Origin of the sequence: Psychrobacillus sp. OK028 (genome assembly GCF_900103605.1) — a bacterium.
In the GTDB taxonomy this organism is placed as follows: domain Bacteria; phylum Bacillota; class Bacilli; order Bacillales_A; family Planococcaceae; genus Psychrobacillus.
Map to the genome: position 1 here is coordinate 336,287 of NZ_FNHY01000003.1, position 24,108 is coordinate 360,394.

26 protein-coding genes, 1 riboswitch and 1 other annotated feature are annotated in these 24,108 nt (G+C 36.4%); of the genes, 8 read left to right on the plus strand and 18 right to left on the minus strand.

What is annotated here, in order from left to right:
- Positions 1–95: 95 nt before the first annotated feature.
- From BLR36_RS07530 to BLR36_RS07540, 3 genes are all read right to left on the minus strand, one after another.
- On the minus strand, positions 96–218 hold the full coding sequence (locus BLR36_RS07530; protein WP_093061123.1) for a YvrJ family protein: 123 nt from the start codon (positions 216–218) through the stop codon (positions 96–98).
- A gap of 67 nt (positions 219–285) precedes the next feature.
- Positions 286–498, minus strand: coding sequence for a DUF2922 domain-containing protein (locus tag BLR36_RS07535; protein ID WP_093061124.1), 213 nt, complete (start codon positions 496–498; stop codon positions 286–288).
- 24 nt (positions 499–522) lie between these two features.
- Positions 523–738 (minus strand): DUF1659 domain-containing protein, encoded by a 216-nt coding sequence (locus tag BLR36_RS07540; RefSeq protein ID WP_093061125.1) that lies wholly within the window; start codon positions 736–738, stop codon positions 523–525.
- Positions 739–853: 115 nt separating this feature from the next.
- Between BLR36_RS07540 and BLR36_RS07545 the strand changes: the two genes are divergently transcribed.
- Positions 854–1,303, plus strand: coding sequence for a DUF2621 domain-containing protein (locus BLR36_RS07545; RefSeq protein ID WP_093061126.1), 450 nt, complete (start codon positions 854–856; stop codon positions 1,301–1,303).
- A gap of 415 nt (positions 1,304–1,718) precedes the next feature.
- Here the strand turns inward: BLR36_RS07545 and BLR36_RS07550 are convergent, their stop codons facing one another.
- The 7 genes from BLR36_RS07550 to BLR36_RS07580 all read right to left on the minus strand — a co-directional run bounded on the left by BLR36_RS07550 (position 1,719) and on the right by BLR36_RS07580 (position 8,498).
- Positions 1,719–2,195: a CcdC family protein gene (locus BLR36_RS07550; RefSeq protein ID WP_093061127.1), complete on the minus strand. Its 477-nt coding sequence runs from the start codon at positions 2,193–2,195 to the stop codon at positions 1,719–1,721.
- 37 nt (positions 2,196–2,232) lie between these two features.
- The gene (locus BLR36_RS07555; RefSeq protein ID WP_093061128.1) at positions 2,233–2,598 is read right to left on the minus strand and encodes a response regulator; all 366 of its coding nucleotides are present in this window, start codon (positions 2,596–2,598) and stop codon (positions 2,233–2,235) included.
- 12 nt (positions 2,599–2,610) lie between these two features.
- Positions 2,611–3,321, minus strand: coding sequence for a cytochrome c biogenesis CcdA family protein (locus tag BLR36_RS07560; protein ID WP_093061129.1), 711 nt, complete (start codon positions 3,319–3,321; stop codon positions 2,611–2,613).
- Between the two features lie 333 nt (positions 3,322–3,654).
- Positions 3,655–4,302 (minus strand): SDR family oxidoreductase, encoded by a 648-nt coding sequence (locus BLR36_RS07565; RefSeq protein ID WP_093061130.1) that lies wholly within the window; start codon positions 4,300–4,302, stop codon positions 3,655–3,657.
- 155 nt (positions 4,303–4,457) lie between these two features.
- Entirely contained in the window at positions 4,458–4,829 is a 372-nt protein-coding gene (locus BLR36_RS07570) for a hypothetical protein (protein WP_093061131.1), read from the minus strand.
- Positions 4,830–4,959: 130 nt separating this feature from the next.
- Positions 4,960–6,744: an ABC transporter ATP-binding protein gene (locus BLR36_RS07575; protein WP_093061132.1), complete on the minus strand. Its 1,785-nt coding sequence runs from the start codon at positions 6,742–6,744 to the stop codon at positions 4,960–4,962.
- On the minus strand, positions 6,744–8,498 hold the full coding sequence (locus tag BLR36_RS07580) for an ABC transporter transmembrane domain-containing protein (RefSeq protein ID WP_093061133.1): 1,755 nt from the start codon (positions 8,496–8,498) through the stop codon (positions 6,744–6,746). The genes BLR36_RS07575 and BLR36_RS07580 overlap by 1 nt, the downstream gene beginning before the upstream one ends.
- A 237-nt stretch (positions 8,499–8,735) precedes the next feature.
- On the opposite strand from BLR36_RS07580, the gene serC reads away from it, so the two are divergent.
- Together serC and BLR36_RS07590 are read left to right on the plus strand one after the other, a co-directional pair.
- Positions 8,736–9,833, plus strand: a complete 1,098-nt coding sequence (gene serC, locus BLR36_RS07585) for a 3-phosphoserine/phosphohydroxythreonine transaminase (protein WP_093061134.1) — start codon at positions 8,736–8,738, stop codon at positions 9,831–9,833.
- Positions 9,834–9,947: 114 nt separating this feature from the next.
- Complete coding sequence (locus BLR36_RS07590) at positions 9,948–10,913, plus strand: NAD(P)-dependent alcohol dehydrogenase (protein WP_093061135.1); 966 nt, start codon at positions 9,948–9,950, stop codon at positions 10,911–10,913.
- Positions 10,914–11,051: 138 nt separating this feature from the next.
- On the opposite strand, the gene BLR36_RS07595 is transcribed toward BLR36_RS07590, so the two are convergent.
- On the minus strand, positions 11,052–11,756 hold the full coding sequence (locus tag BLR36_RS07595; RefSeq protein ID WP_093061136.1) for a DUF5694 domain-containing protein: 705 nt from the start codon (positions 11,754–11,756) through the stop codon (positions 11,052–11,054).
- 140 nt (positions 11,757–11,896) lie between these two features.
- Here BLR36_RS07595 and BLR36_RS07600 point away from each other — a divergent pair, with 140 nt between their 5' ends.
- The gene (locus BLR36_RS07600) at positions 11,897–12,088 is read left to right on the plus strand and encodes a hypothetical protein (RefSeq protein ID WP_093061137.1); all 192 of its coding nucleotides are present in this window, start codon (positions 11,897–11,899) and stop codon (positions 12,086–12,088) included.
- Between the two features lie 132 nt (positions 12,089–12,220).
- Here BLR36_RS07600 and BLR36_RS07605 read toward each other — a convergent pair whose 3' ends face one another.
- Entirely contained in the window at positions 12,221–12,691 is a 471-nt protein-coding gene (locus BLR36_RS07605) for a DinB family protein (protein ID WP_093061138.1), read from the minus strand.
- A gap of 231 nt (positions 12,692–12,922) precedes the next feature.
- On the opposite strand from BLR36_RS07605, the gene BLR36_RS07610 reads away from it, so the two are divergent.
- On the plus strand, positions 12,923–13,723 hold the full coding sequence (locus tag BLR36_RS07610) for a helix-turn-helix domain-containing protein (protein ID WP_093061139.1): 801 nt from the start codon (positions 12,923–12,925) through the stop codon (positions 13,721–13,723).
- Positions 13,724–13,796: 73 nt separating this feature from the next.
- Here the strand turns inward: BLR36_RS07610 and BLR36_RS07615 are convergent, their stop codons facing one another.
- The 4 genes from BLR36_RS07615 to BLR36_RS07630 form a co-directional block, all read right to left on the minus strand.
- Positions 13,797–14,531, minus strand: a complete 735-nt coding sequence (locus BLR36_RS07615) for an SDR family NAD(P)-dependent oxidoreductase (RefSeq protein ID WP_093061140.1) — start codon at positions 14,529–14,531, stop codon at positions 13,797–13,799.
- 128 nt (positions 14,532–14,659) lie between these two features.
- On the minus strand, positions 14,660–15,913 hold the full coding sequence (locus BLR36_RS07620; RefSeq protein ID WP_093061141.1) for a Y-family DNA polymerase: 1,254 nt from the start codon (positions 15,911–15,913) through the stop codon (positions 14,660–14,662).
- A gap of 121 nt (positions 15,914–16,034) precedes the next feature.
- Complete coding sequence (locus BLR36_RS07625) at positions 16,035–16,940, minus strand: S16 family serine protease (protein ID WP_093061142.1); 906 nt, start codon at positions 16,938–16,940, stop codon at positions 16,035–16,037.
- Positions 16,941–17,078: 138 nt separating this feature from the next.
- The gene (locus BLR36_RS07630; RefSeq protein ID WP_093061143.1) at positions 17,079–17,636 is read right to left on the minus strand and encodes a TetR/AcrR family transcriptional regulator; all 558 of its coding nucleotides are present in this window, start codon (positions 17,634–17,636) and stop codon (positions 17,079–17,081) included.
- A gap of 176 nt (positions 17,637–17,812) precedes the next feature.
- Between BLR36_RS07630 and BLR36_RS07635 the strand changes: the two genes are divergently transcribed.
- Both BLR36_RS07635 and BLR36_RS07640 read left to right on the plus strand, forming a co-directional pair.
- On the plus strand, positions 17,813–18,553 hold the full coding sequence (locus BLR36_RS07635; RefSeq protein ID WP_093061144.1) for a glucose 1-dehydrogenase: 741 nt from the start codon (positions 17,813–17,815) through the stop codon (positions 18,551–18,553).
- A gap of 44 nt (positions 18,554–18,597) precedes the next feature.
- The gene (locus BLR36_RS07640) at positions 18,598–19,371 is read left to right on the plus strand and encodes an SDR family NAD(P)-dependent oxidoreductase (RefSeq protein ID WP_093061145.1); all 774 of its coding nucleotides are present in this window, start codon (positions 18,598–18,600) and stop codon (positions 19,369–19,371) included.
- Between the two features lie 88 nt (positions 19,372–19,459).
- Here BLR36_RS07640 and BLR36_RS07645 read toward each other — a convergent pair whose 3' ends face one another.
- Entirely contained in the window at positions 19,460–20,128 is a 669-nt protein-coding gene (locus BLR36_RS07645; protein WP_093061146.1) for a hypothetical protein, read from the minus strand.
- Between the two features lie 136 nt (positions 20,129–20,264).
- Positions 20,265–21,944, minus strand: coding sequence for an arginine--tRNA ligase (argS, locus tag BLR36_RS07650; RefSeq protein ID WP_175453999.1), 1,680 nt, complete (start codon positions 21,942–21,944; stop codon positions 20,265–20,267).
- Between the two features lie 36 nt (positions 21,945–21,980).
- Positions 21,981–22,197: a binding site (T-box leader), on the minus strand.
- Positions 22,198–22,505: 308 nt separating this feature from the next.
- A riboswitch (purine riboswitch) is annotated at positions 22,506–22,611 on the plus strand.
- A gap of 171 nt (positions 22,612–22,782) precedes the next feature.
- Here argS and BLR36_RS07655 point away from each other — a divergent pair.
- Positions 22,783–23,976 carry a NupC/NupG family nucleoside CNT transporter gene (locus tag BLR36_RS07655; RefSeq protein WP_093061255.1) on the plus strand — a complete coding sequence of 398 codons (1,194 nt, stop codon included), beginning with the start codon at positions 22,783–22,785 and terminating at the stop codon, positions 23,974–23,976.
- The last annotated feature ends 132 nt before the right edge of the window (positions 23,977–24,108 follow it).

Below are 24,108 nucleotides of genomic sequence, written 5' to 3' on the forward strand. Positions count from 1 at the left end.
CCTCGCTTTTCTATTCATAGCCTAATCTTAGCGAATCGGGTTTCAACCTTCAACTACATTGTCTTATTTAATTCAACAGTTTTGTGAATGCCATACTATTTTAGAGATAACAGTACGTCTTTTATTTCTTCAAGCTTTGTTTCCACTCGGTGCATCAAATAGAATGATACAAAGATTGGAAAGCCAACGTCTTGAATTATATTTAGCCACTGCTCCATATTTCACACATCCATTCTTTCAAATTCTGTTAAAAAGACTCTCCTTGGAGGGAGAGTCTTTAGAAGGTTAGATAATTTCTGTAACTGTTCGGTCTACAACTTTGGCACTTTTAATAGCGGCAAATGGCGATCCATCTGACTGAAATGCATTGCTTCCGATAATTGCAAGCATTCCATTTTGAATATCTGTTTCAGTTAGATTGCTTTTTGGTTCATCGACCGAAATGGTGACATTCTTTCCTTGTGCTGTTTCAAATTGAAGCTGTAATATTTTAGTCATTTTCTTCCATCCCCTTTTTAGTTATTAGATTACTTGCATAGTTTCAATCTTTTCTGCTCCGATGTATACGCTATCGGAAAACGAGCTAAGTGATACTGCAACAGTTTCCAGCTGGTCTGCTGTTACATTTGCACGAAGATTACGGTAAGATTTTGACTTGGTTCTCATTTTGCCATCCTCTGTTACCTCTCCTTCGAAATAGAGTTTTAGAACTGCATGTTTATGTTCTAGATTTGCCATGTGTATCGCCTCCTTTCAATTACTAAATAGAAGTTTTTTAAAAGAAAGGATACAAGAAGGATGAAATATTTTTTGGAAGAACTTATACTAGATATAAGAGAACGAGGTGAAGAGTTTGCTAGAAGGTTGGTTTTTATGGTTTATCCTTTTTTGGGTTGTACTTTTAGTTGTACTTATGGGAATTGGCGGCTTCTTTATGTTCCGTAAGTTCGGTAAATCACTGCCTAAAAAAGATGGTAAATCTGATTTAGATTGGGAAGAATACTATGTAGATCAAACAATCCATCTTTGGAATGAGGAACAAAAGCAATTACTCAATGAGCTAGTTTCCCCTGTGCCTGATTTATTCAGACCTGTGGCTAAACAAAAGATCGCTGGGAAAATTGGACAGTTAGCGCTTGAGGAAAAAGCTACAGCTATTACTCGAGAACTTTTAATACGTGGATATATCATTGCTACTCCAAAACGAGATCATAAATTCTTGCGTAAAAAACTAGCTGAGTTGAATATTGATGTGACACCCTATAATAAGTATTTCGAGCTGTCCATGGACAAGACAAGCTAATTTCATCAGAACAAAAAAGTGAGCATCCTATATTAAGGGATGCTCACTTTTTGTAAGAATTAGAAAGTATATCAATAACCAGTGTACACTGGCTTAAAGATGATTTTTAGAATAATTCTTACCCTGAACGCGTTTCCAGGGTTCATTAAATAATGAAGCAACATAGCGAACGAAATTGCATTTTCGAGAGCTCCCAATATCTATCGGAAAGTATATTTTCTTTAGTTCAACCTATTCCTAACAGTTGAGCACTATAGCGCAAGATTACTGAAAAAAAGGAGGCTAGATGTGACGTCGTCACAACCAGCCTCCCTTAACACTCACGCAGTAATTATACAACAAACCTCTGTACAAAGTCCTTCAAAAAACAATAGAACCAGGTCTTCCCCTTAAAGGACTGGACCGTTTTTTCTATCTAGTTCTGCAATTTTTTAAATTGCAAGTACATGGCAATTCTCCATGGAACAATCATCCCGAATGCTAATATCCAGAACATCCCACTAAGTGTACCAATGTCAATTGTTGAACTTAAGATGACTTTCCCTATAATTCGGACAATCAGTAATCCGAATAGGATAAATATAAAAGCTTTCGATTGCTTTAAATAGATATGTCCGTCTCTTCGTTCAAATTTAGAGGTCCAAATAAGCACTACAGAGAACAGCATTCCAACACCTATCGCTTCTATGAATTCCATCAAAGTAACTCGGAAATATGGAAATACGAACATTAATGCACCAGTTGACATGAACAGTGGTGGCAATAATATCTTTTTAACACTAGCTGGATTTTTCGCTGATTTCGCTCGAACCGTTGTTACGAATATTCCCATTCCTATTGCAACTACCGTGGATGCAATCAGCATCATATTTGGAGATATTTTATCTAACATAAGCAATTCCCCATATCTTTTATTTCTTTATGTGTTTCTAACTATCAGAAGTAATATTTTGTAATACATGCACTATTTGTTCTGGGTCGAATGGTTTGGTGATGAAATCTTTTGCTCCAGACTCTAATGCATCCACTATTAGCTTTTGTTGACCTAATGCAGTCACCATCACTATTTTAGCGTTTGGAAATTCTGCAATTATTCTTTTTACTGCTTCTATCCCATTCATCCCAGGCATGGTTACATCCATCGTTACGACATCTGGCAGAAGTGACTTGTATTGTTCCACAGCCTCTAAGCCATTTGATGCCTCACCAACAATAACAAAGTGATGATTTTCTAGTATTCTTTTAATCGTTGTACGCATAAATACTGCATCATCCACTACTAATACGGTTGACATATAGGGTCCCCCTTAAAATCCAGTAAAGTCTCCGAAAATCGGGCTCAATATACGAATAATATAGTTTAAGCCGTCAAAAAACAAGAGAATTCCTAAAGCAATCATAATATAACCGCCGACTTTAACGATTAAATTGCTATTTTTACGAATCCAGTTAAGCCGTGTGACGAAGAAAGATAATACAAAAAATGGAATAGCAAATCCAAATACATAAGCAAGCATATACCATATACCTGCATCTGGATTTGAGCCAGCCATGACAATAACCGCAGCTAAAATCGGTCCTGTACACGGCGTCCATCCTGCAGCAAATGCCATACCAATTAAAATAGTTCCTAAATAACCAGCTGGTCGATTTTTAAATTGAATTTTCTTTTCTTTCATTAAAAACTCAGGTGTAAGTATGCCTACAATGATTAGACCGAATAAGACGATGAAAATTGCTCCCACCTGACGCAGTAAATCATCGTATTGGATGAAGAAAGTTCCTACTAATGATGTTGCAAATCCTATTGCGATAAAAATAAGAGAAAATCCTAACAAGAAGAATAATGTATGTAGCATTCCTCTTTTTTGCATTAATTTTTTGTCTGTTTTAATTTCTTCTAGCGACATTCCCGTTATATAAGATAAAAAAGCAGGATACAATGGTAGCGTACAAGGTGAAATGAAGCTTAAAAACCCTGCCCCAAATGCCAATAGTAAGTTTACATCTGTACTCACGACATTCTTCCTTTCCGAATTACTGTACCTATCGTATCAAAATTCCTTCTATTTGACCCCATAATTGCTTGTGACAGCTTTTTGACTCTTTTAAACAAGATTGTTCGTATCCTTTAGGCATAAGCGAGTACACAAAGGTAATAAAAGCTTTTCAGAATATTTTATAGGACTTATTAAGTTTAGCAAATCTGCTACCTTAGTGGAAGATAGGAATACAAAATAATTCGACTTTTGAAATTTCCCTAAATCTCGAGGGAATAACCGGCAGATTTTACCCTGCAGTACAAAAAAAGTCTCTTGAAAAATATTTCAAGAGACTAACTAGTATATTTTTTATTTAAGGTTATTTATTGCAGTTTCAATTGATTGTTCACCGTTCACCAAATTAAATGCACGACGATAGGTTCTTTTGTTTTCTAATATTGCAATAAGTGTATGTGCTACATCTTCGCGCGTAATGGTCCCGGGTTTTGCTTCAGCCCCAGCCGTAATTTTACGGATAGACGGTTCGTTGACAAGTCCACCAGGTCGAACTATTGTGTAATTTAAACTGCTTGCTTCAAGCATCCGATCGGCATAGTGTTTCGCTACGTAATAAGGACGTATTCCTTCGCTCCAAGCTTGACGTTTATCGGCATCGAATGCGCTAACCATAATATAACGGCCTATTCCTACCTGTTTAGCAGCTTCCATAGTTTTAACAGCACCATCTAAATCAATCAATAGTGTTTTATCAGGACCTGTATGGCCACCTGAACCAGCTGTAAAGATGATGGCATCTGCTCCTGTAAATGCTTTTGCAAGTTCTTCGACAGTGCCTTCTAAATCAGCTACAATTGCTTGTATGTTGTCAGCTATAAACTTTTCTGCTTGTTCTTTTTTTCGGACCACAGCGGTCACAGAGTGAGTGTCATTCTTTTGTAATTCCTTTACTACCATTTGTCCAATTTGTCCGTTTGCTCCAATTACTAGTACTTTCATCAGAAAATCTCCCTTCAAAATTGTTCTCTCTATATCCTTTCATAAATGAAAGGTCTTTACAATTTATCCGCTCTTCCAATCCTTTTCAAGTACACTATTCAGCTTAGAAAACACCTACTATAGTTACAGGTGGGAGATTTCCGACTTAGTATAGTTTATTTTTCACTAGAATTTTCGAATAGTAAAAGTGCATTTATCATCTCATTGAGTGCTTCCATTAACTCTACATATGTTGTTTCTGCTTGTTTCGCATCAACTTGTGCCTCATAGTCAGTTCTTGTACCAACAAAAACTGCACCAAATAAAGCAACTTTTCTTTGGAATAGTTTAACCTCTGGTAAGTTTTCAATTGTAGAATTCATATATGTATATACATTGAAAGAATGTTCGTTAGCACAATATCTTTCAAATAAATCAGAGCGTTTTTTTCCTTTTTTCTGATTAATTTTCTCTAATTCTTTAGCGCATATTACCACGTTCCGTCCTTGCTCTGTAACCATTTTAACAACTTCATTTATTGAATACATTTTAACTACGACCTTTCTTTTTCCACTATTATTGTAACATAAGAGAAAAATGATCAGTTGCTTGGTGCTTCTTAGTACAATAAACCAGCCAAAAGTATTACCTCTTGGCTGGTCTATTTGCTGTTACTAATTACGCGATATCTTCCACCACATTATTCTGTAATAAATACATTTTGTGATATAGACCTTTGTGGTTTAACAGCTCCTGATGAGTACCTCGTTCTACTATCTCCCCGTGGTGCAACACAAGAATGAGTTCTGCATCCTGAATAGTACTTAAACGATGGGCGATGGCAATAGTCGTACGACCTCTTCTCATCTTTTCTAAACTACTTTGAATGGCAACCTCTGTTTCCGTATCAATATTCGCAGTAGCTTCATCGAGCACTAATATCTTCGGATTTGTAGCAATTGTGCGTGCAAAGGCTACCAGTTGTCGCTGCCCACTAGAAAAAGTAGAGCCTCTTTCCGTTACTTTTTGTTGATAGCCATTTGGTAGTTTTTCGATGAAATTACTTGCCTGTACAAACTCAGCTGCTTCTCTTACTTCTGTGTCTGACATTTCCTTTGCATGTAGGCGGATATTACTTTCAATATCTCCATAGAACATGAACGGATCCTGCAGTACCAGCCCAACTTTTTCACGCATTTCTTCTGATTTGAAATCTTTCACAGAATGACCATCTATTTTAATATCACCCTGTTCAAATTCATAAAAACGCATAAGCAAGTTTATAATAGAACTTTTTCCACTACCCGTATGGCCAACTAATGCAACTGTTTGACCAGGTTCAGCAGTAAACGAAATATTCTTTAGTACATCTGTTTTACCATCATAGGAGAAAGTGATATTCTGAAACTCAATTTTCCCTTTTTCAATTTTCGCAGTTTCAATGTTTTGTTGATTTGGAGCTAAGTCTTTCTCATCCAATAATTTGAAAACCCTTGAAGCTGCAACAATTGCTTGCTGAAATATAGACAGTCGCTGCATTACTTGATTGATCGGCTCAAAGAAACGATCGATATAGGTGACAAATGCATAGATCACGCCTACTTCTACTATGTTATTCATGGATGTAACCCCGAAATAACTTAGCACCATAATAATCGCCAATGCATAAACCAAGTCGATTGCTGGACGAAGCAACAAACTATCGAGTTTTATATTCCGTTTTCCTGCATTCCAATGAGAATCATTAATTTCATTAAATTCGTCCTGCAAGCGATCTTCCTGTCTAAATGCCTGAATCATTGTCATCCCTTGTAATGACTCAGCTAGCTTCGCATTCAACTGACTTAGTCGTTCTCTAAGGTCTTGGTAAACGACCGAACTATATTTTCGATAAGTTAAAATAATGACAGCTAATATTGGTAACAAAATCGTTGTAATAAGTGCTAGTTTCACATTCAATATAAACATCGCAATATAGACACCGACAACTAAAAATCCACTTTGCACAAATCCGACTAACACACTGACGAACATATCTTTAATCGCTTCTGTATCATTTGTAACACGGGAAACAATACTACCCGCAGGTGTTTTGTCAAAGTAACGCATACCTAATTTGTGTACTTTCGTAAATACATCAATTCGCATCTGCTGAATAATTTTCAATGCTAGCTTTTGAAAAGTTAGTAATTGAAAATAGCTGACAATGACATTTCCAATTTGTATAAAAATATAACCTAACGCAAGACCAACCAGTGGACCTGTAGGAAAATTTCTCGGTGTTAAAAAATCATCCATATACGTTTTGATTAAATATGGACCTAGAATATCACCAGCTACTGTTAATATTAATAGAAGTAAAGCTATGGCAATTACTTTTTTATGTGGCTTTAAGTAACTGAGCAAACGTTTGAAAACTACCCACTGATCTTTTCCTGTCAGCTGTGGCTGTTTTTCATCCATTATGATTCACCTCCCTGTTCTACTAACGATTCTAGTTGCTGTAGCTGATACATTTCATAATAGATACCTTGTAGGTCCATTAATTGCTCATGAGACCCTTTTTCTACAATCGTTCCTTCATTCATCACAATAATTTGATGTGCGTGTTGTATAGCACTTAAACGATGAGACGTTATAATCGTTGTTTCATCACTTCGTTTCGCCTTCAATGCTTCTAAGATCGCTTCTTCGGTTTTAGCATCAACTGCAGATAAAGAATCATCTAAAATAAGTAGCTCAGGATTCATCATCAATGCACGTGCAATCGAAATACGTTGTTTTTGTCCACCAGACAACGATACTCCGCGTTCACCAACTACTGTATTATAGCCATTTGTAAACTGAAGAATATCCTCGTGAATATAGGCTAGTTTTGCAGCTTCCTCTACAGCCGCCATCGTTGCACCTGCATTGGCAAAAGCAATATTTCCAGCGACTGTTGTGGAGAAAAGAAAATGGTCCTGAGGTACATAGCCAATTGCTTCACGTAAGCTGCGTTTTTTGTACATGTCAATTGCATATTCACCATACATAATTTTACCTGTATATCCTTCGAATTCTCGCATTAATAGCTTCAAAATAGCAGTTTTACCTGACCCGGTTTTCCCGACAATACCTAGCGTTTGGCCTCGTTTAATCGTGAAATTTACATGTTGTAAGGCAGCTCGGTCATCTCCTGGGAATTTAAATTCTTCCAACTGAAAGTGAATATCCCCTTCTGGCTTCACATCTACTGCATCGGTACGATCATCTATCTCTATTTTTTCATCCATAAGATTTTGAATGCGATCATAAGACGCCCGCCCCCGCTCGACAATATTAAACAGCCATCCAAATGCAAGCATAGGCCAAACAAGTAATCCTAGATAAGAAGTAAAAGCAAACAAATCTCCGATAGACATTTCCCCTGCAAGTATATAGCGCGTACCAAATACAATAGATAAGAAGAAACATATTCCAACAATCAATGAAATCGTCGGATCAAATAATGCATCCACCTTTGCAACTCGAATGTTTTTCTCGACTACCTCTTGTGATAATTGAACAAAATCCTCTGTATCTTCTTTCTCCTGCCCAAACGTTTTAATTACTTTCACGCCAGAAATACTTTCCTGTGATTTGTCATTTAAATTAGAAAAAGCTTCTTGGGCAAAGCGAAATCGCTGATGTAGTAGTTTTCCATAATAGCTTGTTAAAATAGCCATGATTGGCAGTGGTAACAAAGCTATTAAAGTTAGCTTCCAGTTAATCGTAATCGCCATTGCTGCAATTACAAACCCTCCTGTTGCTAACGAATCTACAAGTGTCAGTACACCTGCTCCTGCCGTTTGTTGAACAGCCGATAAGTCATTTGTTGCATGCGCCATTAAATCACCAACACGTTTTTTTTGGTAAAAAGATGGCGACATTTTTGTAAAATGGCGAAACAAATTCTCTCTTAATTTTCTTGCTAAAAAGATCGATGAACCGAAAATCATAATGCGCCAGTAATAACGCAAAATATACATTCCAATTGAAGCTAACGCCAAAACTCCCAACCATTTCACTAATACTGCAGTTGTTAGTGTTTGTTGGTGGATTTCATCAACTACATAACCGATAATTTTTGGTGGTAATAGCTGTAGAAATGCAACTACTAGCAGCATTAGAATCCCGATTAGATACTGCTTTTTTCTTTCTTTAAAAAACCATCCTAAATCCAAAAATACTTTCATTTTTTTCCCCCACTATATATATTAAGACTTTACTATTTTAGCAAATATCCAAACATTCCGATAGATGAAAAAACGAAATAATTCGGATTCTGAAATATTAGGAACGATTCAATAAAACTTGAATGTTAACACTTTATTCACTTTTTTCAATTAAATTAGTAAATTAATAATTTGTCTGCATAAAAAGCGTATATAATAGATAAATATACTGAAACCAATACGATAGGAGAGTTCATCATGAGTCATTCAAATCCACGTGCGTTTAATTTTAATGCTGGTCCTTCTGCACTTCCACTGGATGTATTAGAAAAGGCACAGCAAGAACTAGTAAATTTCCAAGGGACCGGTATGTCTATTATGGAAATGAGCCACCGCGGAGCAATTTTTGAAACAGTACATAACGAAGCAATTTCCCGATTAAGAAAGCTTTACGATATTCCAGAAAACTTTGAAGTACTTTTCTTACAGGGTGGAGCGAGTCTTCAATTTACAATGATCCCGATGAACTTTTTACAAGCTGGGAAAAAAGCGAGCTATATTATGACAGGCGTTTGGTCAGAAAAGGCTTATAAAGAAGCAACACTTTTTGGTGAACCTGTACAAATTGCCAGTACTAAAGAAGATAAATACTCTCATATCCCTTCATTAGACGAAATCGAAGTAGATTCTGATGACGCATATGTACATATCACATCAAATAATACGATTTACGGAACACAATGGTCCGAATTTCCTGACACAAAGGGCGTACCATTAATCGCAGATATGTCTAGTGATATTATGTCAAAACCAGTTGATGTTAGTAAGTTTGCGATGATTTACGCTGGTGCTCAAAAAAACCTTGGACCTTCGGGAGTAACTGTTGTTATTATCCGTAAAGACTTTCTGGCCAAGGCAAACACAGAAATTCCTACGATTTTAAAATACAGTACACATGTTGAAAGTAACTCCCTGTATAATACACCGCCAACTTTCGGTATTTATATGCTTGGAGAGGTTTTGAAATGGATAGAAGATAAAGGCGGTTTAACTGCAATCGCCAAACAAAACGAAGAAAAAGCAAAACTGATTTATGATGTGATTGATCATAGCAATGGCTTTTATACTGGACATGCTTCCAAAGAAAGTCGATCTCTCATGAATATTACGTTTCGCGTTGCAGATGAGGCACTGGAAAAACAATTCTTATCAGAAGCGAAGGATGCAGGATTTATCGGCCTAAATGGTCATCGTTCTGTAGGTGGTTGCCGAGCATCTACTTATAATGCGGTTCCACTCGAAACTTGTAAGGCACTTGCTGATTTCATGCTTGCTTTTCAAGTGAAACACCAATAATTTGTAAAAACCAAGGTAAATAAATTTTCCTTGGTTTTTTCTATATTACTGGTCTTTTTCATTTTTCACAGCATATTTTCTAAGAAGTTTAATTGGCAAATAGGAGGAATTTTGGTGAAAGCAATTATTTCTAATAAATATGGCACGCCAGATGTTCTTGAGTTGCAAGAGGTAACAAAGCCTATTCCTAACGATGACCAAATACTTGTGAAAATTCACGCCGCTTCTCTCAATTATGGAAACTTAGTTCTACTAACAGGCAAGCCTTTTCTATCTCGATTTGCATTTGGTCTACTGAAACCAAAATATCAAATACCCGGTGGGGATATTTCCGGGACAGTCGAAGCCGTTGGTAAAAATATTCAACACTTTAAACGAGGGGACGAAGTATTCGGAGATCTCTCCGCCTCTGGCTGGGGAGGATTTGCGGAATATGTAACAGTTCCCGAACCTGCTTTAGTTCTTAAACCGAGCAATATCTCATTCCAGGAAGCTGCTGCTGTGCCTATGGCTTCAACTACGGCACTTCAGAGTTTAAGAAAAGGGAAAATCACATCAGGACAAAAGGTTTTAATTAATGGTGCATCTGGGGGCGTTGGTACTTTTGCAGTACAAATTGCTAAATCCTTTGGAGCCGAGGTAACTGCTGTATGTAGCACAAGAAATGTAGATATTGTCCGTTCGCTAGGAGCTGATGATGTGATTGATTATACGAAGGAAGATTTCACTAAAAGCTCGAAACAATATGATCTGATTCTTGCTGTAAACGGATATCAACCAATTTCAGCGTATAAAAGATCCCTTAGTCCGAATGGTAATTATGTAATGGTTGGAGGTTCTGGAGTTCAACTTACAGAAGCAATGGTCTTAGGACCTCTCCTTTCCATATCTGGAAACAAGAAAATGGGCAGCTTTTTACAAAGGGCAAACCAAAATGATTTGATGTACATCAAGGAACTTATTGAAGCTGGCAAGTTAAAACCCATTATTGATAAGACTTTTGCATTGAGTGAAGTTCCCAATGCTTTCAGGTATTTTGAAGAAGGGCATACTCAGGGGAAAATCGTCATCACAATATGATAAATTAAAAAGGCTTAACTCCGATTATTCATGGACCTAAGTCTTTTTATTTATTCTTATAAAACATTCATTTGTATTATTGTAATTAATTTATCTTGTCTTTTTTGGTGTAAACCAGGAACGCTATTATATAGGAGCTTAAGTCAGGTAATCCAAAGGTTTTACAATTTCAAAAGCTTCACTTTCTTCAAGGAACTTAGTGATTATAGAGCTATGCGAACTACCAACAATCAATAAAATTCTCTCTTCTTTTGAATTTGCTATACGGGACAAATTAGAATAGATGATTAAATTTCTTTTGTACCACCAACTTAACCATTTCATCCCAATATAATTGTCGAAGTCTCCTATTCGCGCCATATTTAAGTACAGCTTATGTAATTGATTTAGCCAGAATGGTTCATTGAGTTCTCTATAATACGCTAAAACGCTCTTATTACTTGTTAATTCTGGTAAATATAGCCCATCGAATATTTCCTTAAATAATTCTGGTTGATTTTCTTTTAACCACTTCTCCACTTCTACATAATCCATTTCCGCTTCACCCATCCAGTCAACTGCGTATAGCTGTTCATGTCCTAATCTTGAAGCGATACGGAACCCAACTTGATATATTTCATTCATTTCTAGCGTATATTCGCCTGATATATATTGTTTATATTTATTTTTCAAATCTATATTCTTCTCCACTACCATTTCTACTGCGATTTTTGTAGGTTTGAAGTTTACTAAGTTAGTGATTACTTCTTCTATTTCATCTTGTCTTTTTTGAGCATGTAATTCCGCGTAATCATTCATGTGAAAAGTTCCAAGTACAAGAACCTGCGCCTTATGTTTATTCATAAATAACACTCCCCCTTTTAAAATCTCTTCCAATACGAGCTACATAATAACTTTACTGCAAAATAAATTCAACGAAAAACACCAAATAATTGTGTATAATAGTAAATAAATGAAAATTCAGACAAAAAAGGAGGAACTTTATGAATATTTTAAGCGGAACTATAGCCTTATCCATTTCTTTTATTTTGTATATCTATTTGTATGGTTTAAAAGTTGATTACTCAGTTAAATACAATGTTGGTTTTTTCTTCTTCCCCACGATCTTGTTAGCAATTGCGGTAGGTTGTTTTGGATATGAATATGTTCAATACTATAAGAAAAAATTTAATTAATTTGATTTTATAGTATCTCTAGTTGATGCCTCCAACGACTCCGGTGCACCATCAGACTGTGGCTCCCCATACGAGTAGCACTCATGGGAGTGCTACTCTAGTTATTCCAGCTAGCCTTAATTCTTCTGAGCCTTAGTTTTTAATTGCTCGATAAATCCTTTTGATCGTTTCCATATGAAGTGCTTCGTGATAGAAACTGAATAGAAATGTTTCTCCGAGTGTATGAAATGTAATTCCACCTTTGTTAGTGAATGGCTCCGGTAATCTTTTCTGCAGATTTCCAGGTAGGTACTCTCTTATTCGTTGCTTTTGTGCAATTAGTACATCCGAGATTTCTGCGAACGAAGGTGGAATTTCTATCCACTCAGTTGGTTTCGTACCTGCACTAAAAAAGAATTCATATGCTTTAGGAATGGTCATCTTTTCTCCGGAAACTCCAAATACAAGTTTTTCCTGAATATAGGCAATATGACCAAAGTTCCAGCGAATATTATTAGTAAAACCTGGTGGAATAATATCTGCTAGTTCTTCGGGTATTTGTTGGATAGATTTTTCTGTTATTCCCCTAACTATTTGCATATGCTGAAAAATTGTTTGTTCCACTTACTACTCCCCCTTTTTACGTTTAACGCTCCTGCTCTTAATTGTATTCTCCTTTAACTAACTAAATCCCTTCCCTGCTTACACTATAAAAAATGACTTTCGAGTTGGAAGTCATTTTTTAAAGGTCTGTTTAATTGTATTTGTATCCTTTAACCCTATTTTCTTCTATGTAATGGTTGCGAAGCCTTTGACTAATCGCAAAACTTACTTCGGACTCTAGGGGGAAATAAAATGACTATCTATCTAAAGACATATCAAGTTTTTGAAAGTGTTCAGGAAATGGATGCACATATTAGGTCGCATATTAATGAGAATTATTATAAGTTAAATGATACGGATCGTACGGTAGTATCACTACTCGCACAGTATGCGTGTAAGTATCCCGGGGCTATTCATTTGAAAGTGGAAACAATCGCTCATTCGATCAATAAATCGGATGCGACTGTACGACGGGCGTTACGTAAGCTAGAGAGCCTTCAAGTCATTAAGAAAATATCAACGATTCGACGCGTTGCAAAAGGCTATGGGGCTAATATTTTAATCATTTTACCTTTCGATGACCAATCGGAATTGACCAGTCGAGAAGAATCTCCGATATCAGTAAACTCAAGTGCTGGAGAGCATTTTTCGCAAGAAGAAACCGATAATTCTTTAAGCTCTAAAAAAGAATTATTACATAATACGTATTCTAACGAAATTGTTCCCTCTGCAATTCCTGTGAAAAATTTTTTAAATAAAAATACCAGTACATTCTACCAACAGTTCCAATCCACTATTTTTTCGATGCTTGGAAAAGATCAAAAGATAGTAAGTCAATTGTATGGTGTTTACCGTGGTCTAACTTACCGAGTTATAAATTGTTTCCCACAGTATAAGAATTTCTATGAAAAAGTTGGCTACCAAGCACTGATAATTTCGTTACAAGCTTTAAAAAAGAAAAAAATTCGTAATCTTACAGGTTATTATGTGGGTATTTTCGAGAAAATTTGTCAACGGGACTTGTTTGAATTTTATGATGAATTCGAGGAGTAACTTATTGAAAGTTTGATGACTCCATCAGCTATAAAAAAAGACTCCCAAGTTGGAAGTCTTTTTATGGATATGATTATTGTGCTGTATATCCGCCATCAACTGTTAGAACATTTCCTGTCATAAACGAAGAATCGTCTGAAGCCATGAATAATACTGCTTTAGCCATTTCTTCTGCTTGTCCAAGACGTTGCATTGGCGTCATTGTTTTTAATACTTCTTTGCTTTCTTCAGGAATAATCGGTGTATCGATGAAGCCTGGAGCTAGTGCATTTACACGAATATTTTTAGTTGCATATTCCAACGCTAGGGAACGAGTTAAGTTAATCACTCCACCTTTTGCAGCGTTATATGCAGCTGAACCAGGTGAACCTACCCAGCCGTACATGGAAGCAGTATTGACAATTGTTCCTCCGTCGCCTTTAAGCATTTCACGTATTGCTTCACGTGCAACTAGGAATACACCATCTAAATCGACATTTACTGTATTACGCCATTCCGAATATTCTAGCTCTTCTGTTGGAGTTACGCGACCAATACCAGCATTATTAAAAACAACATCGACCTTGCCAAAAGTGGCAATTGTTTCTTTGAATATATTTTGAACTTCTTCTTCACTTGTAATATTAGCTTTAACAAATAATGCTTCTGCATTTTGTGCTTTTAACTCTGCTTCAAATGCTTTACCTTTTTCTTCATTCAAATCGACTAGTACTACTTTTGCACCTTCTTGAACAAAAAGTTTTGCTGTTGCGGCACCGATTCCCGATGCACCACCAGTGATTATCGCTACTTTGTTTTGTAATTTCATTAGAAAATCTCTCCCTATCTAAAAAAATTTAAATATCTGTATATTCATATCTCGAATCAAAGATATTTATAGGATAAATATAGTCTTCTTTTTTATTAAAGTCAAAATTATGGATCCGACACATTTTTTTATTTTTTATGCCCACCAAGTAACCTAGCACGCTTTCTAGCAGTTCCTGCTTCTGTATAAGATACGGCACGCAAAACTGCAGTAGAGCCGTATTTACTCCGTAGGGCATCCATTGTTTTACCAAGCTTTCGTTCCTTCCATTTATTTTCTTCAAACAAGCTTAGCTGCATGGAATACTCTGGTTCTAAATTCGTGATCGAGACAGACAATTTCCGAACTGGGCGACGATCATAAAATTCATCAAAGATTTGTTCACACACTTTATAAATGGCCATCGTGGCATTTGTGGGTTCATCAATTGAACGGGAACGATGAAAACCACCGCCAAATTCGTTTTGACTATAACCAACGGATAAATGTATCGTTCTACCAACCATCTCTGCTTCACGTGCACGTCTAGCTACATCCTCACACATTTCTAAAACGACTGCCATAACTTCTTTTTTACTGCGATAATCTCGAAATAATATTTGTCCCTTACCATAACTAATTTGACCTTCTGCAAGAGGTGCTCCTAGCTCCGATAGATCGATTCCCCACGCATGAAAATAAAGTTGGTTTCCCATTACACCAAATTTTTCCTCGAGTAGAGATAATGGTGTATTCGCCAATTGACCAACTTTGAAAATCCCCATGTTATTTAATGTTTTTTGGAGACGGGATCCAATCCCCCACATTTCGCTTAAAGGAGTTACTGGCCACAGTTTTTCTTGAACGTCTTCATATGTCCATTTCGCAAAACCAGTTTTTTTGGCTTCTAGGTCAAGTGCGAGCTTAGCCATAAGCATATTTGGCCCCATCCCAACCGCACAGGGTAACTGAAATTGGGCATATAGTTCATCTTGTATCCGTTTAATCGTTTTTTCAACTGGTCCCCAAAGCTTTTCTGTTCCACCAAGATCTACGAAACACTCATCAACACTGTATACATGTATCGATTCGTGTGGGACAAACTGATGTAAATAGCGTGTAATTTCCATCGATACACGAACGAAAAACTCCATTTTAGGTTCGATAAGATGAATGGAAGGATGATCTGGTATTTCAAACAAACGAGTTCCCGTCTTTACACCAAACTGTTTTTTCATAGGTGGAGACGCAGCGAGCACAATACTTCCTTTTTGCTCTAAATTTCCGATGACCGCTATTGGGGTATTCATCACATCCAAGCCTGCGTCTGCTGCTGCACAGCTCGCAAAAAAACTACGTATATCAATGCATATTATTTCCCGATTTTTTAGTCCTTCATACAAATTATTTACTCCTCTCTTAAGGAACGTATGTTCTTTATAGTATATTACGAACACAAGTTCTTATTCAATGGTAAATAATTGGTGGATGTAAAAAAGCGTTCCTATCGTAGGAACGCTATTGTTATTCGAGATCTTTATTTAATTCGTTAATTTGTTCAATAGCTTCATCCACATTTCGGACTCCAATTACTTCTATTGGAAGATTTAATGATTTCACCACATCATTGCCCTCCTCCAGATTTCCGATCGGGAGAATTATATAGGAGAGACCTATTTTATTGGCACTAAGAATTTTCTCTTTTGTAAGACCAATCTCTATTGCTTTTCCAGTTTTACTAATAGCCCCAGTTACACCAATCGGTATATTATTTTTAAATTTTCCTTGTTCTACTAGACTAGATAAAACGAGAGCTAAGCCTGCACTGTTCCCCCCTGAATTATTTCTAGAGAGAAACTCATCTATAGCAGGATTACTTGTATTTAAATACGACTTTACATTCACGGACATCTGATGAAAATAATCCTCCTCCAGATTGATCCCAACCAATTTATAGATGAAGGAAGTTTTCCCGGAATAGACTTGAAAATTAGTTCCTTTAATTATGTCTAGAATTAATAAGTGACTATGAAAATTTCGAAAAGCTGGTTCATTTAAAGGCTCTTGTTGCTGTATTTCGATAGATTTTACAGGTAATATATAAATTCCTGTGTTTTTTATTAGTTCTTCTGGAGGTAAATATGAAAGTACGAAATAGTTGTTTTCCTTCACCGAGAGAATTGGAAATTCATATACCAGTAAGAATAACGAAGCTATTAAGGTGAACACAAAGGTATGTTTGGAGATTTGCGTCTTTCGAATGCTAAATAAAAAAAATGACCATAATATTACGAGCAAGAACAATATAATCCAAAAGAAAAAATTCGAAATATAATCGAGGAGATACAAATATAGGTCCGCAAAATAAACAAACATCGTCATTACAAAAGGAATCATTTGATGCTTATTTACTGATTCAATTATCTTCATCACCTCTCCTTTCTTCTAATACATACTCCTATACTTATTCTATTAGCTACTAAAAAAATCCTTTAAATGCCATATAAAAAGCACTCCCATCTTAAGGGAGTGCTTTTTACTAAATAATGTTTTCAGCATATTGGTATGTCATTTGAACTTGCCTAACGGAAACAAAGTAATTTGTGTAAGCCATAAACTCATTTCCGTGATTGTTTCTTTCATACCATTGTCTAACCAGTAAAGAATAACCCCAACTGCCCCATTTGCCATAAAGGTAGCTTCTAAAACACTATCCCTAAATCGAAGTACTTCCGTTTTTATTCCTTGCGTAAAACGTTCTCTAAACTCTTTCTCACTTAATATTTTTTGATAAAGGGAAGAATACTTCTGAATATGCTCGAACATCGAAACATGTGATTTAATTGGCTTATTTAAGTTAATGTAATCATTAATCGCTAACTCGTATGTATACAAAGAGTACTCCAAAGATTTACTCAACTCATTCAATAAATCATCCTGCATTTGAGTCAATATATCCTGTTTATCACGAAAATGAAGATAAAATGTGGATCGATTAACCTCCGCTTTCTGTACAATTTCACGAATGGTTATAGGTTCATAGCCTCCAGTAACGATTAATTCCGTCAATGCATTAATAAGTAATCGTCGTGTACGAACCACACGCGGATCTAGTGTTTTATTCAATTGGAATTCCTCCTAAATCATTACTATTTTCATCGTTTCTATATTATATATCTACTATACAACATTTTGCTTCATATTGATGATTGAAGAAAGCGTTTTCATAAATTACACTAAATTATAGACACTGCGTTGTCTACAAATAGCGTTTATTTGTTATCAAAAAGGAGGAAATGTCTATGGCAAGACTGGATGGTAAAGTTGCAATCATTACGGGCGGAGCACGAGGAATGGGAGCATCTCACGTAAGAAGATTTGTTAGTGAAGGTGCAAAAGTAGTTTTCACGGATATTCTAGTTGAAGAAGGACAAGCGTTGTCCAAAGAACTTGGGGAAAATGCAATATTCCTAGAACATGATGTAACAAGCGCAAACGATTGGGATTCGATTGTAGCAGAAACTCAAGATAAATTTGGACCCATCGATATATTAGTAAACAATGCAGGTATAGCACCAAATAAGCCAATTGAAGACACAACTGAAAATGAATATCGAAAAGTGATAGATGTAAACCAAGTATCGGTTTTTCTTGGGATGAAAGCAGTTTACCCCTCTATGAAAAAAACAAAAACAGGTTCAATTGTAAATATTTCGTCTCTGGCTGGACTTATTGCAGGTAGAAATCAAATTGCATATGTAGCTTCAAAATTTGCTGTTAGAGGTATGACAAAAGCAGCTGCACTTGAATTTGGTGAATTTGGGATTAGAGTGAACTCTATACATCCAGGAATTATTGAAACTCCGATGACCATGAACGAAGAAACGGAAGCTATGCTTGCTGAAATTAGTAAGTCAATCCCGATAGGTAGGACTGCAAAACCAGAAGAAGTAACTAACCTTGTCCTATACCTAGCTTCAGATGAATCTAGTTATTCAACAGGAGCAGAGTTTGTTATTGATGGTGGTCTATTTGCACAATAAAAAGAAAATAAAATTTATATAAAAATTTATAGGAGGTTTTGTTTATGGCGCGTTTAGAAGGAAAGGTAGTAATTATAACAGGTGCAGCAAGTGGGATGGGACTTGCGGGTGCCAAATTATTTGCTAAAGAAGGAGCAAAAGTAGTTGCAACAGATGTTGTAGTAGATAAATTAGCGGAAAATGTAAATAAAATCGTTGCAAGTGGTGGCGAAGTAATAGCACTTCCGTTAGATGTTTCAAAGCCAGAATCATGGAAAGAAGTAATTGACAAAACAATTGAAAATTACGGCAAAATTGATGTGCTGGTTAATAATGCTGGAATCCATATAGCTAAAGGTATATTAGAAGCTGAATTAGAGGATTGGGAAAAAGTAATGGCTATTAACTCTACGGGAGTATGGTTAGGTATGAAAGCCGTTATTCCCCATATGCAAAAGAATGGTGGGGGTTCGATTGTGAACACTTCTTCCATTGCAGCTATTCTTGGTGGTATTGGTGACGGGCATGGTGCAGCATATAGTGCATCTAAAGGTGCTGTTCGTTCATTGACAAAACATGCCGCTCAATGGTTCGGTAAAGATAATATCCGTGTGAATTCTGTACATCCGGGGGCAATTTTTACGGGTTTAGCGGAAGCAGTCGGGATTAAGTCGCAAGAAGAAATGGGTGCACATTACGAAGGTAAATCAGCTTTAAAACCTTATGCGGGAGAATCAATGGATATCGCGAATGCGTATTTATATTTGGCATCTGATGAATCAAAATACGTAACAGGATTAGAGTTAGTCGTAGACGGTGGATGGACTACTCGCTCTTAATGGATAGAACAAAATTGTAACAAACGTTAATAGATAAATGTGTAAATAAGGAAAGAGCTTGGAAATAGTTCCAGGCTCTTTTTATATTTTAAAACATATGAGGAAATTGCATGATAATTGCTTGTGCTATCATGTCGCTCATTTCCAAAGCTTCTGCTTCTATTTGGTCAAATACTTTAATATCTTCTTCATAATTTTTTTGAATCATATATACTGCCTCTTGTTTTGTTAATGCGAGATGCTTATAAAACATTCGCTGCACTTCTGCATTCGTTAAATACGGATTAATATTACTTAAAAAGATTGCAATGTCATCAGCGTTACGATACCACTCTTTTTCTTTTTCCTCTGCTTTTTTTGTATCTCCTTTTACTGCTGCCGTTACTAGTTCTGCTGCTAATACTAAGTGTTCTTTTATAAGTTCCGCATATTTGTCAGCAATTTGATCGCCGTAAAAGGGGCGAAGACAATTCCCAAGATCGGTTGCGTTTTGTAAAAGTCGTGCTTGCACAGAAGGTAGATCAGGTAGGTTGAATACAATACTTGTGATGGTCATTCTAGTCCAATTGACATGCTCAAGCCAAAGAAGTCGGTTCATGCTTAGAAAATCAACCGCTGCTTTACTTATATAGTAGTGTTGGTCATAGCTTGATGATTTGTTCAAAAAGTATCGAACAGGTGCCGTGTATTGAGAATATGGACTTTTATATACAGGATTATGTGGGTTGGAGGAAATTTCATTTGAGTGAAAATGCATACTAAGTTCACTCCTTTTTCCCCTAGTTTACGTTAGTTCGTTCATTAATGTGATTCATTGATCTACATATGAAAAATAAGCCCACTCAATCTAAGAATAGGTGCTAACTTGTAAATATAACCCTTTAGACGAGAAATTACATCTTCTCAGGAACTGGTATACCTAAAAGTCGTAAGGACTCCTTCAAGACAACAGATACTGTAAATGCGAATGTTAATTTAGAAGATGTCGTTTCATCATCTGCTAGAATTTTTGTGTTAGCATAATATTTATTGAACTGGCGCGCAAGTAGTAAACTAAACTTCGCAATTTGAGATGGATCCGCATGCTCGAATGCTTTTTCAACAACACGTGGAAAATCCTCGAGTAGCTGGATAATGGTCCATGCTTCACCTCCAATAGAAGAAAAGCTGAACGCTTCTGCCTCAAAGTTACCTTTTTGGAGCAATGAACAAATTCTAGCATAGGTATATTGTACATATGGTCCTGTTTCCCCTTCAAAATTAAGCATTTGTTCCAACGAAAACTCAATATCATTCATACGGTCATTTTTTAAATCATTGAAAATAACTGCTCCAACTCCAACTTGCGTTGCTACTTCCTCCTTATTTTCTAAAGTTGGATTTTTTTCATTAATATTATGCTTTGCAGTCTTTATAGCATCGGCGATTACATCGGCAAGCAAGATAACTTTACCCTTACGCGTAGACATTTTTTTGCCGTCTTTGAGCATCATCCCAAATGGAACATGTTCTAGCTGTTTAGACCATTCAAACCCCATTTTTTGTAGTACCGAAAATAATTGCTTGAAGTGAAGCGTTTGTTCATTTCCCACAACATAAAACGTTCTACTCGCTTGATACGTTTGATGACGATACATTGCTGCTGATAAATCGCGTGTAGCATATAAAGTCGCCCCATCTTTTTTAGTGATCAGACTCGGAGGCATATCTTCGAGTTCTACTACATAAGCACCGTGGGATTCAATCAGTAATCCTTTTTCCTTTAAATCGTCAACTACCGTAGTCATTTTATCGTTATAAAAAGCCTCTCCAGCATAAGAATCAAAGTGAACATCCAAAAGCTCATAGATTAATTGGAACTCCTTTAACGATGCCTCTTTGAACCACTTCCATAAGGATAGAGCCTCTTCATCGCCTTCTTCGAGCGATTTAAAAGCTGCTCGAGCTTGCTCATTTAATGAGTCATCTTTTTCTGCCATTTCATGAAAATGGACATATATCTTTAATAACTCTTCAATCGGTGCTGCAAGGATTTTCTCTTTGTTCCCCCATAATTTATAAGCGACTATTAACTTTCCAAATTGTGTACCCCAATCTCCTAGATGATTAATGCGAACAGCTTTGTACCCATTCTTCTCCGCAATATTCGCTAAGGAGTTGCCGATTACGGTTGAACGCAAGTGCCCCATTGAAAAAGGCTTTGCTATATTAGGGGAGGAAAAGTCGATCACAATTTTTTCATGCTTTTTATTTTTACCTCCATACTCCTGTTGATCCGTGGTTATTGCTCGGAGTACTTGGTTTGTAATAAGAGCTTGATCGAGGAAAATATTCACGTATCCACTAGCGACTTGAACGCTAGCTATTAATTTATCCTCTAACTTCTTACTTAACTCTAGCGCTATTTGCTGCGGAGCTTTACGCATTTTTTTTGCTAACGTGAAACAAGGAAAAGCAATATCCCCTAGTTCTTTCTGCTTTGGCTTTTCCAGTAACTGTTCTACTTGTTCAACAGTCCAATCATTTTCTAAAGCATTTGAAATGACCGATGCGATTTGATGTGACAGGCTCATTTTTTCTCCTCCAATATAAAAAGCCCTCGTCTCTATAAAAGAGACGAGAGCTAAATTCCCGTGGTACCACTCTAGTTGCCACAAATGTGACCGCTTTTACGTTTGTAACGAGGTGTCTTCCCCGATTTTCCCTACTAGGCTTCAGGACATTTCTCCAAAGTGCGCTTCATCGATTCTTTGTGTATTAGGCTCCCACCATCCCTAACTCGCTTCCCAGCTTCGTATCGACTACTCTCTTCTTCAACGAATTTATCATATAATGATTTTACATATCGTACAAAAAGTTCAGTCAATTGTCAATATCAAATCTCCTCTTATAAAAGGGAATACATTTACAATTCGAGCAACTTCGTAAATTAAAGTCCTTGTCGCCCAAAAGTATAGGAAATGAATATTTAAAGTGGTGCAAGAGTTAGCCCGATTCCTAGAATATAAGAATTGCGATACCTCTATTTCATTTTATTTTATTCATTATTACTATTATTAGTAAAATTACAACATTATTCTTTTATATTGTTTCGTCTGGAACACTAATATATAATGGTCACTATTCCTAAGAAAAAGAACTTAAATTATTATCCTTGTATAATATCAGTTTGATTTGGTCTGATAGTTTCTACCCGGCAGCCACTAACAATGCCGGACTACAAGGAAGTGTGAAATAAAGAGAAGAATAAGTACGGTGAAACGAATTAATTTCCTAACTAAAAGATCTATATTTAATCTTTTCTGCGTATAAATAAAAAACTCTTATTATTTCATACTTTCTGTCTGGTGGCTGAAGGTATGCATGAATAAGAGTTTTTATTTTGGGGAAAATACAGTTGGAGATGATAAAATGTTTTTTTTAATAAATATACTGGGCATATTTGTTGTCCTTGGTCTCGTTTACCTTTGTTCACCAGAAAAACGGAAAATTAGATGGCGCTCTATCCTTAGCTTGCTCATTGCTGAGTTGCTTATTACCTGGTTTATGTTATCGACTACAATAGGAACATGGACGATTAATAAAATTACTTCCTTTTTTACATGGTTGGTATCATCCGCAAATGCAGGAATCTCATTTGCCTTTCCTTCTGTAATGGCGAATGAAACCGTTGATTTTTTCTTTAGCGCTTTACTGCCTATTATTTTCATTGTGACTTTCTTCGATATTTTATCTTATTTCGGAATTATGACATGGATCATTGATAAAGTGGGATGGGTCATTTCGAAAATTTCTGGATTGCCAAAGCTGGAAAGTTTCTTCTCAATTCAGATGATGTTCCTTGGTAATACGGAAGCTTTGGCTGTTATCCGTCAACAGCTGGTCGTTCTTAAAGACCATCGCCTTTTAACGTTCGGAATCATGAGCATGAGCAGTGTCAGTGGTTCGATTATTGGGGCCTATTTATCGATGGTTCCTGCCGAGTACGTATTTGCAGCAATTCCTTTAAACTGTTTAAATGCCCTGTTACTTGCAAGTATTTTAAATCCTATAGAGGTTAGCAAAGAAGAAGATATTGTTTACGTTCCTCCTAAAGAAGAACGTCAAGATTTCTTTTCTACCATCTCCAACAGTATGCTTATCGGGATGAAAATGGTTATTGTAATTTTAGCGATGGTAATCGGGTATGTGGCATTAACTACCGCTCTTAATGGAATGCTAGGTTTCTTTATAGATGGTTTGACAATCGAAAAGATTTTCGGTGTCATTTTCTTCCCGTTTGCCGTCTTGCTTGGATTAGGTATCCAAGATGCGATGTATGTTGCTTCGTTAATGGGGATTAAACTCTCGACAAACGAATTTGTGGCCATGATGGACTTAAAAAACCATCTCCAAGACTTAAATCCACATACAATCGCCGTTGCTGTCACTTTCTTGACCTCATTCGCCAACTTTAGTACAGTCGGCATGATTTATGGCACATATAACTCCACTTTAGGTGAAGAACGTTCTAAAATCATCGGTAAAAATGTATGGAAACTATTAGTCAGCGGAATGGCTGTATCCTTGCTAAGTGCGATGCTTGTAGGATTGTTCGTTTGGTAACATACCAGTGATACAAGCTGTTACTGATTCATTATAAATAAGTGATCAGTACACTACTTAAGGAAGCCACTCAAAACAAAAGAAGCTAACAGCCTTTATGCACAAGGGGTTAGCTTCTTTTCTCTTTAAACG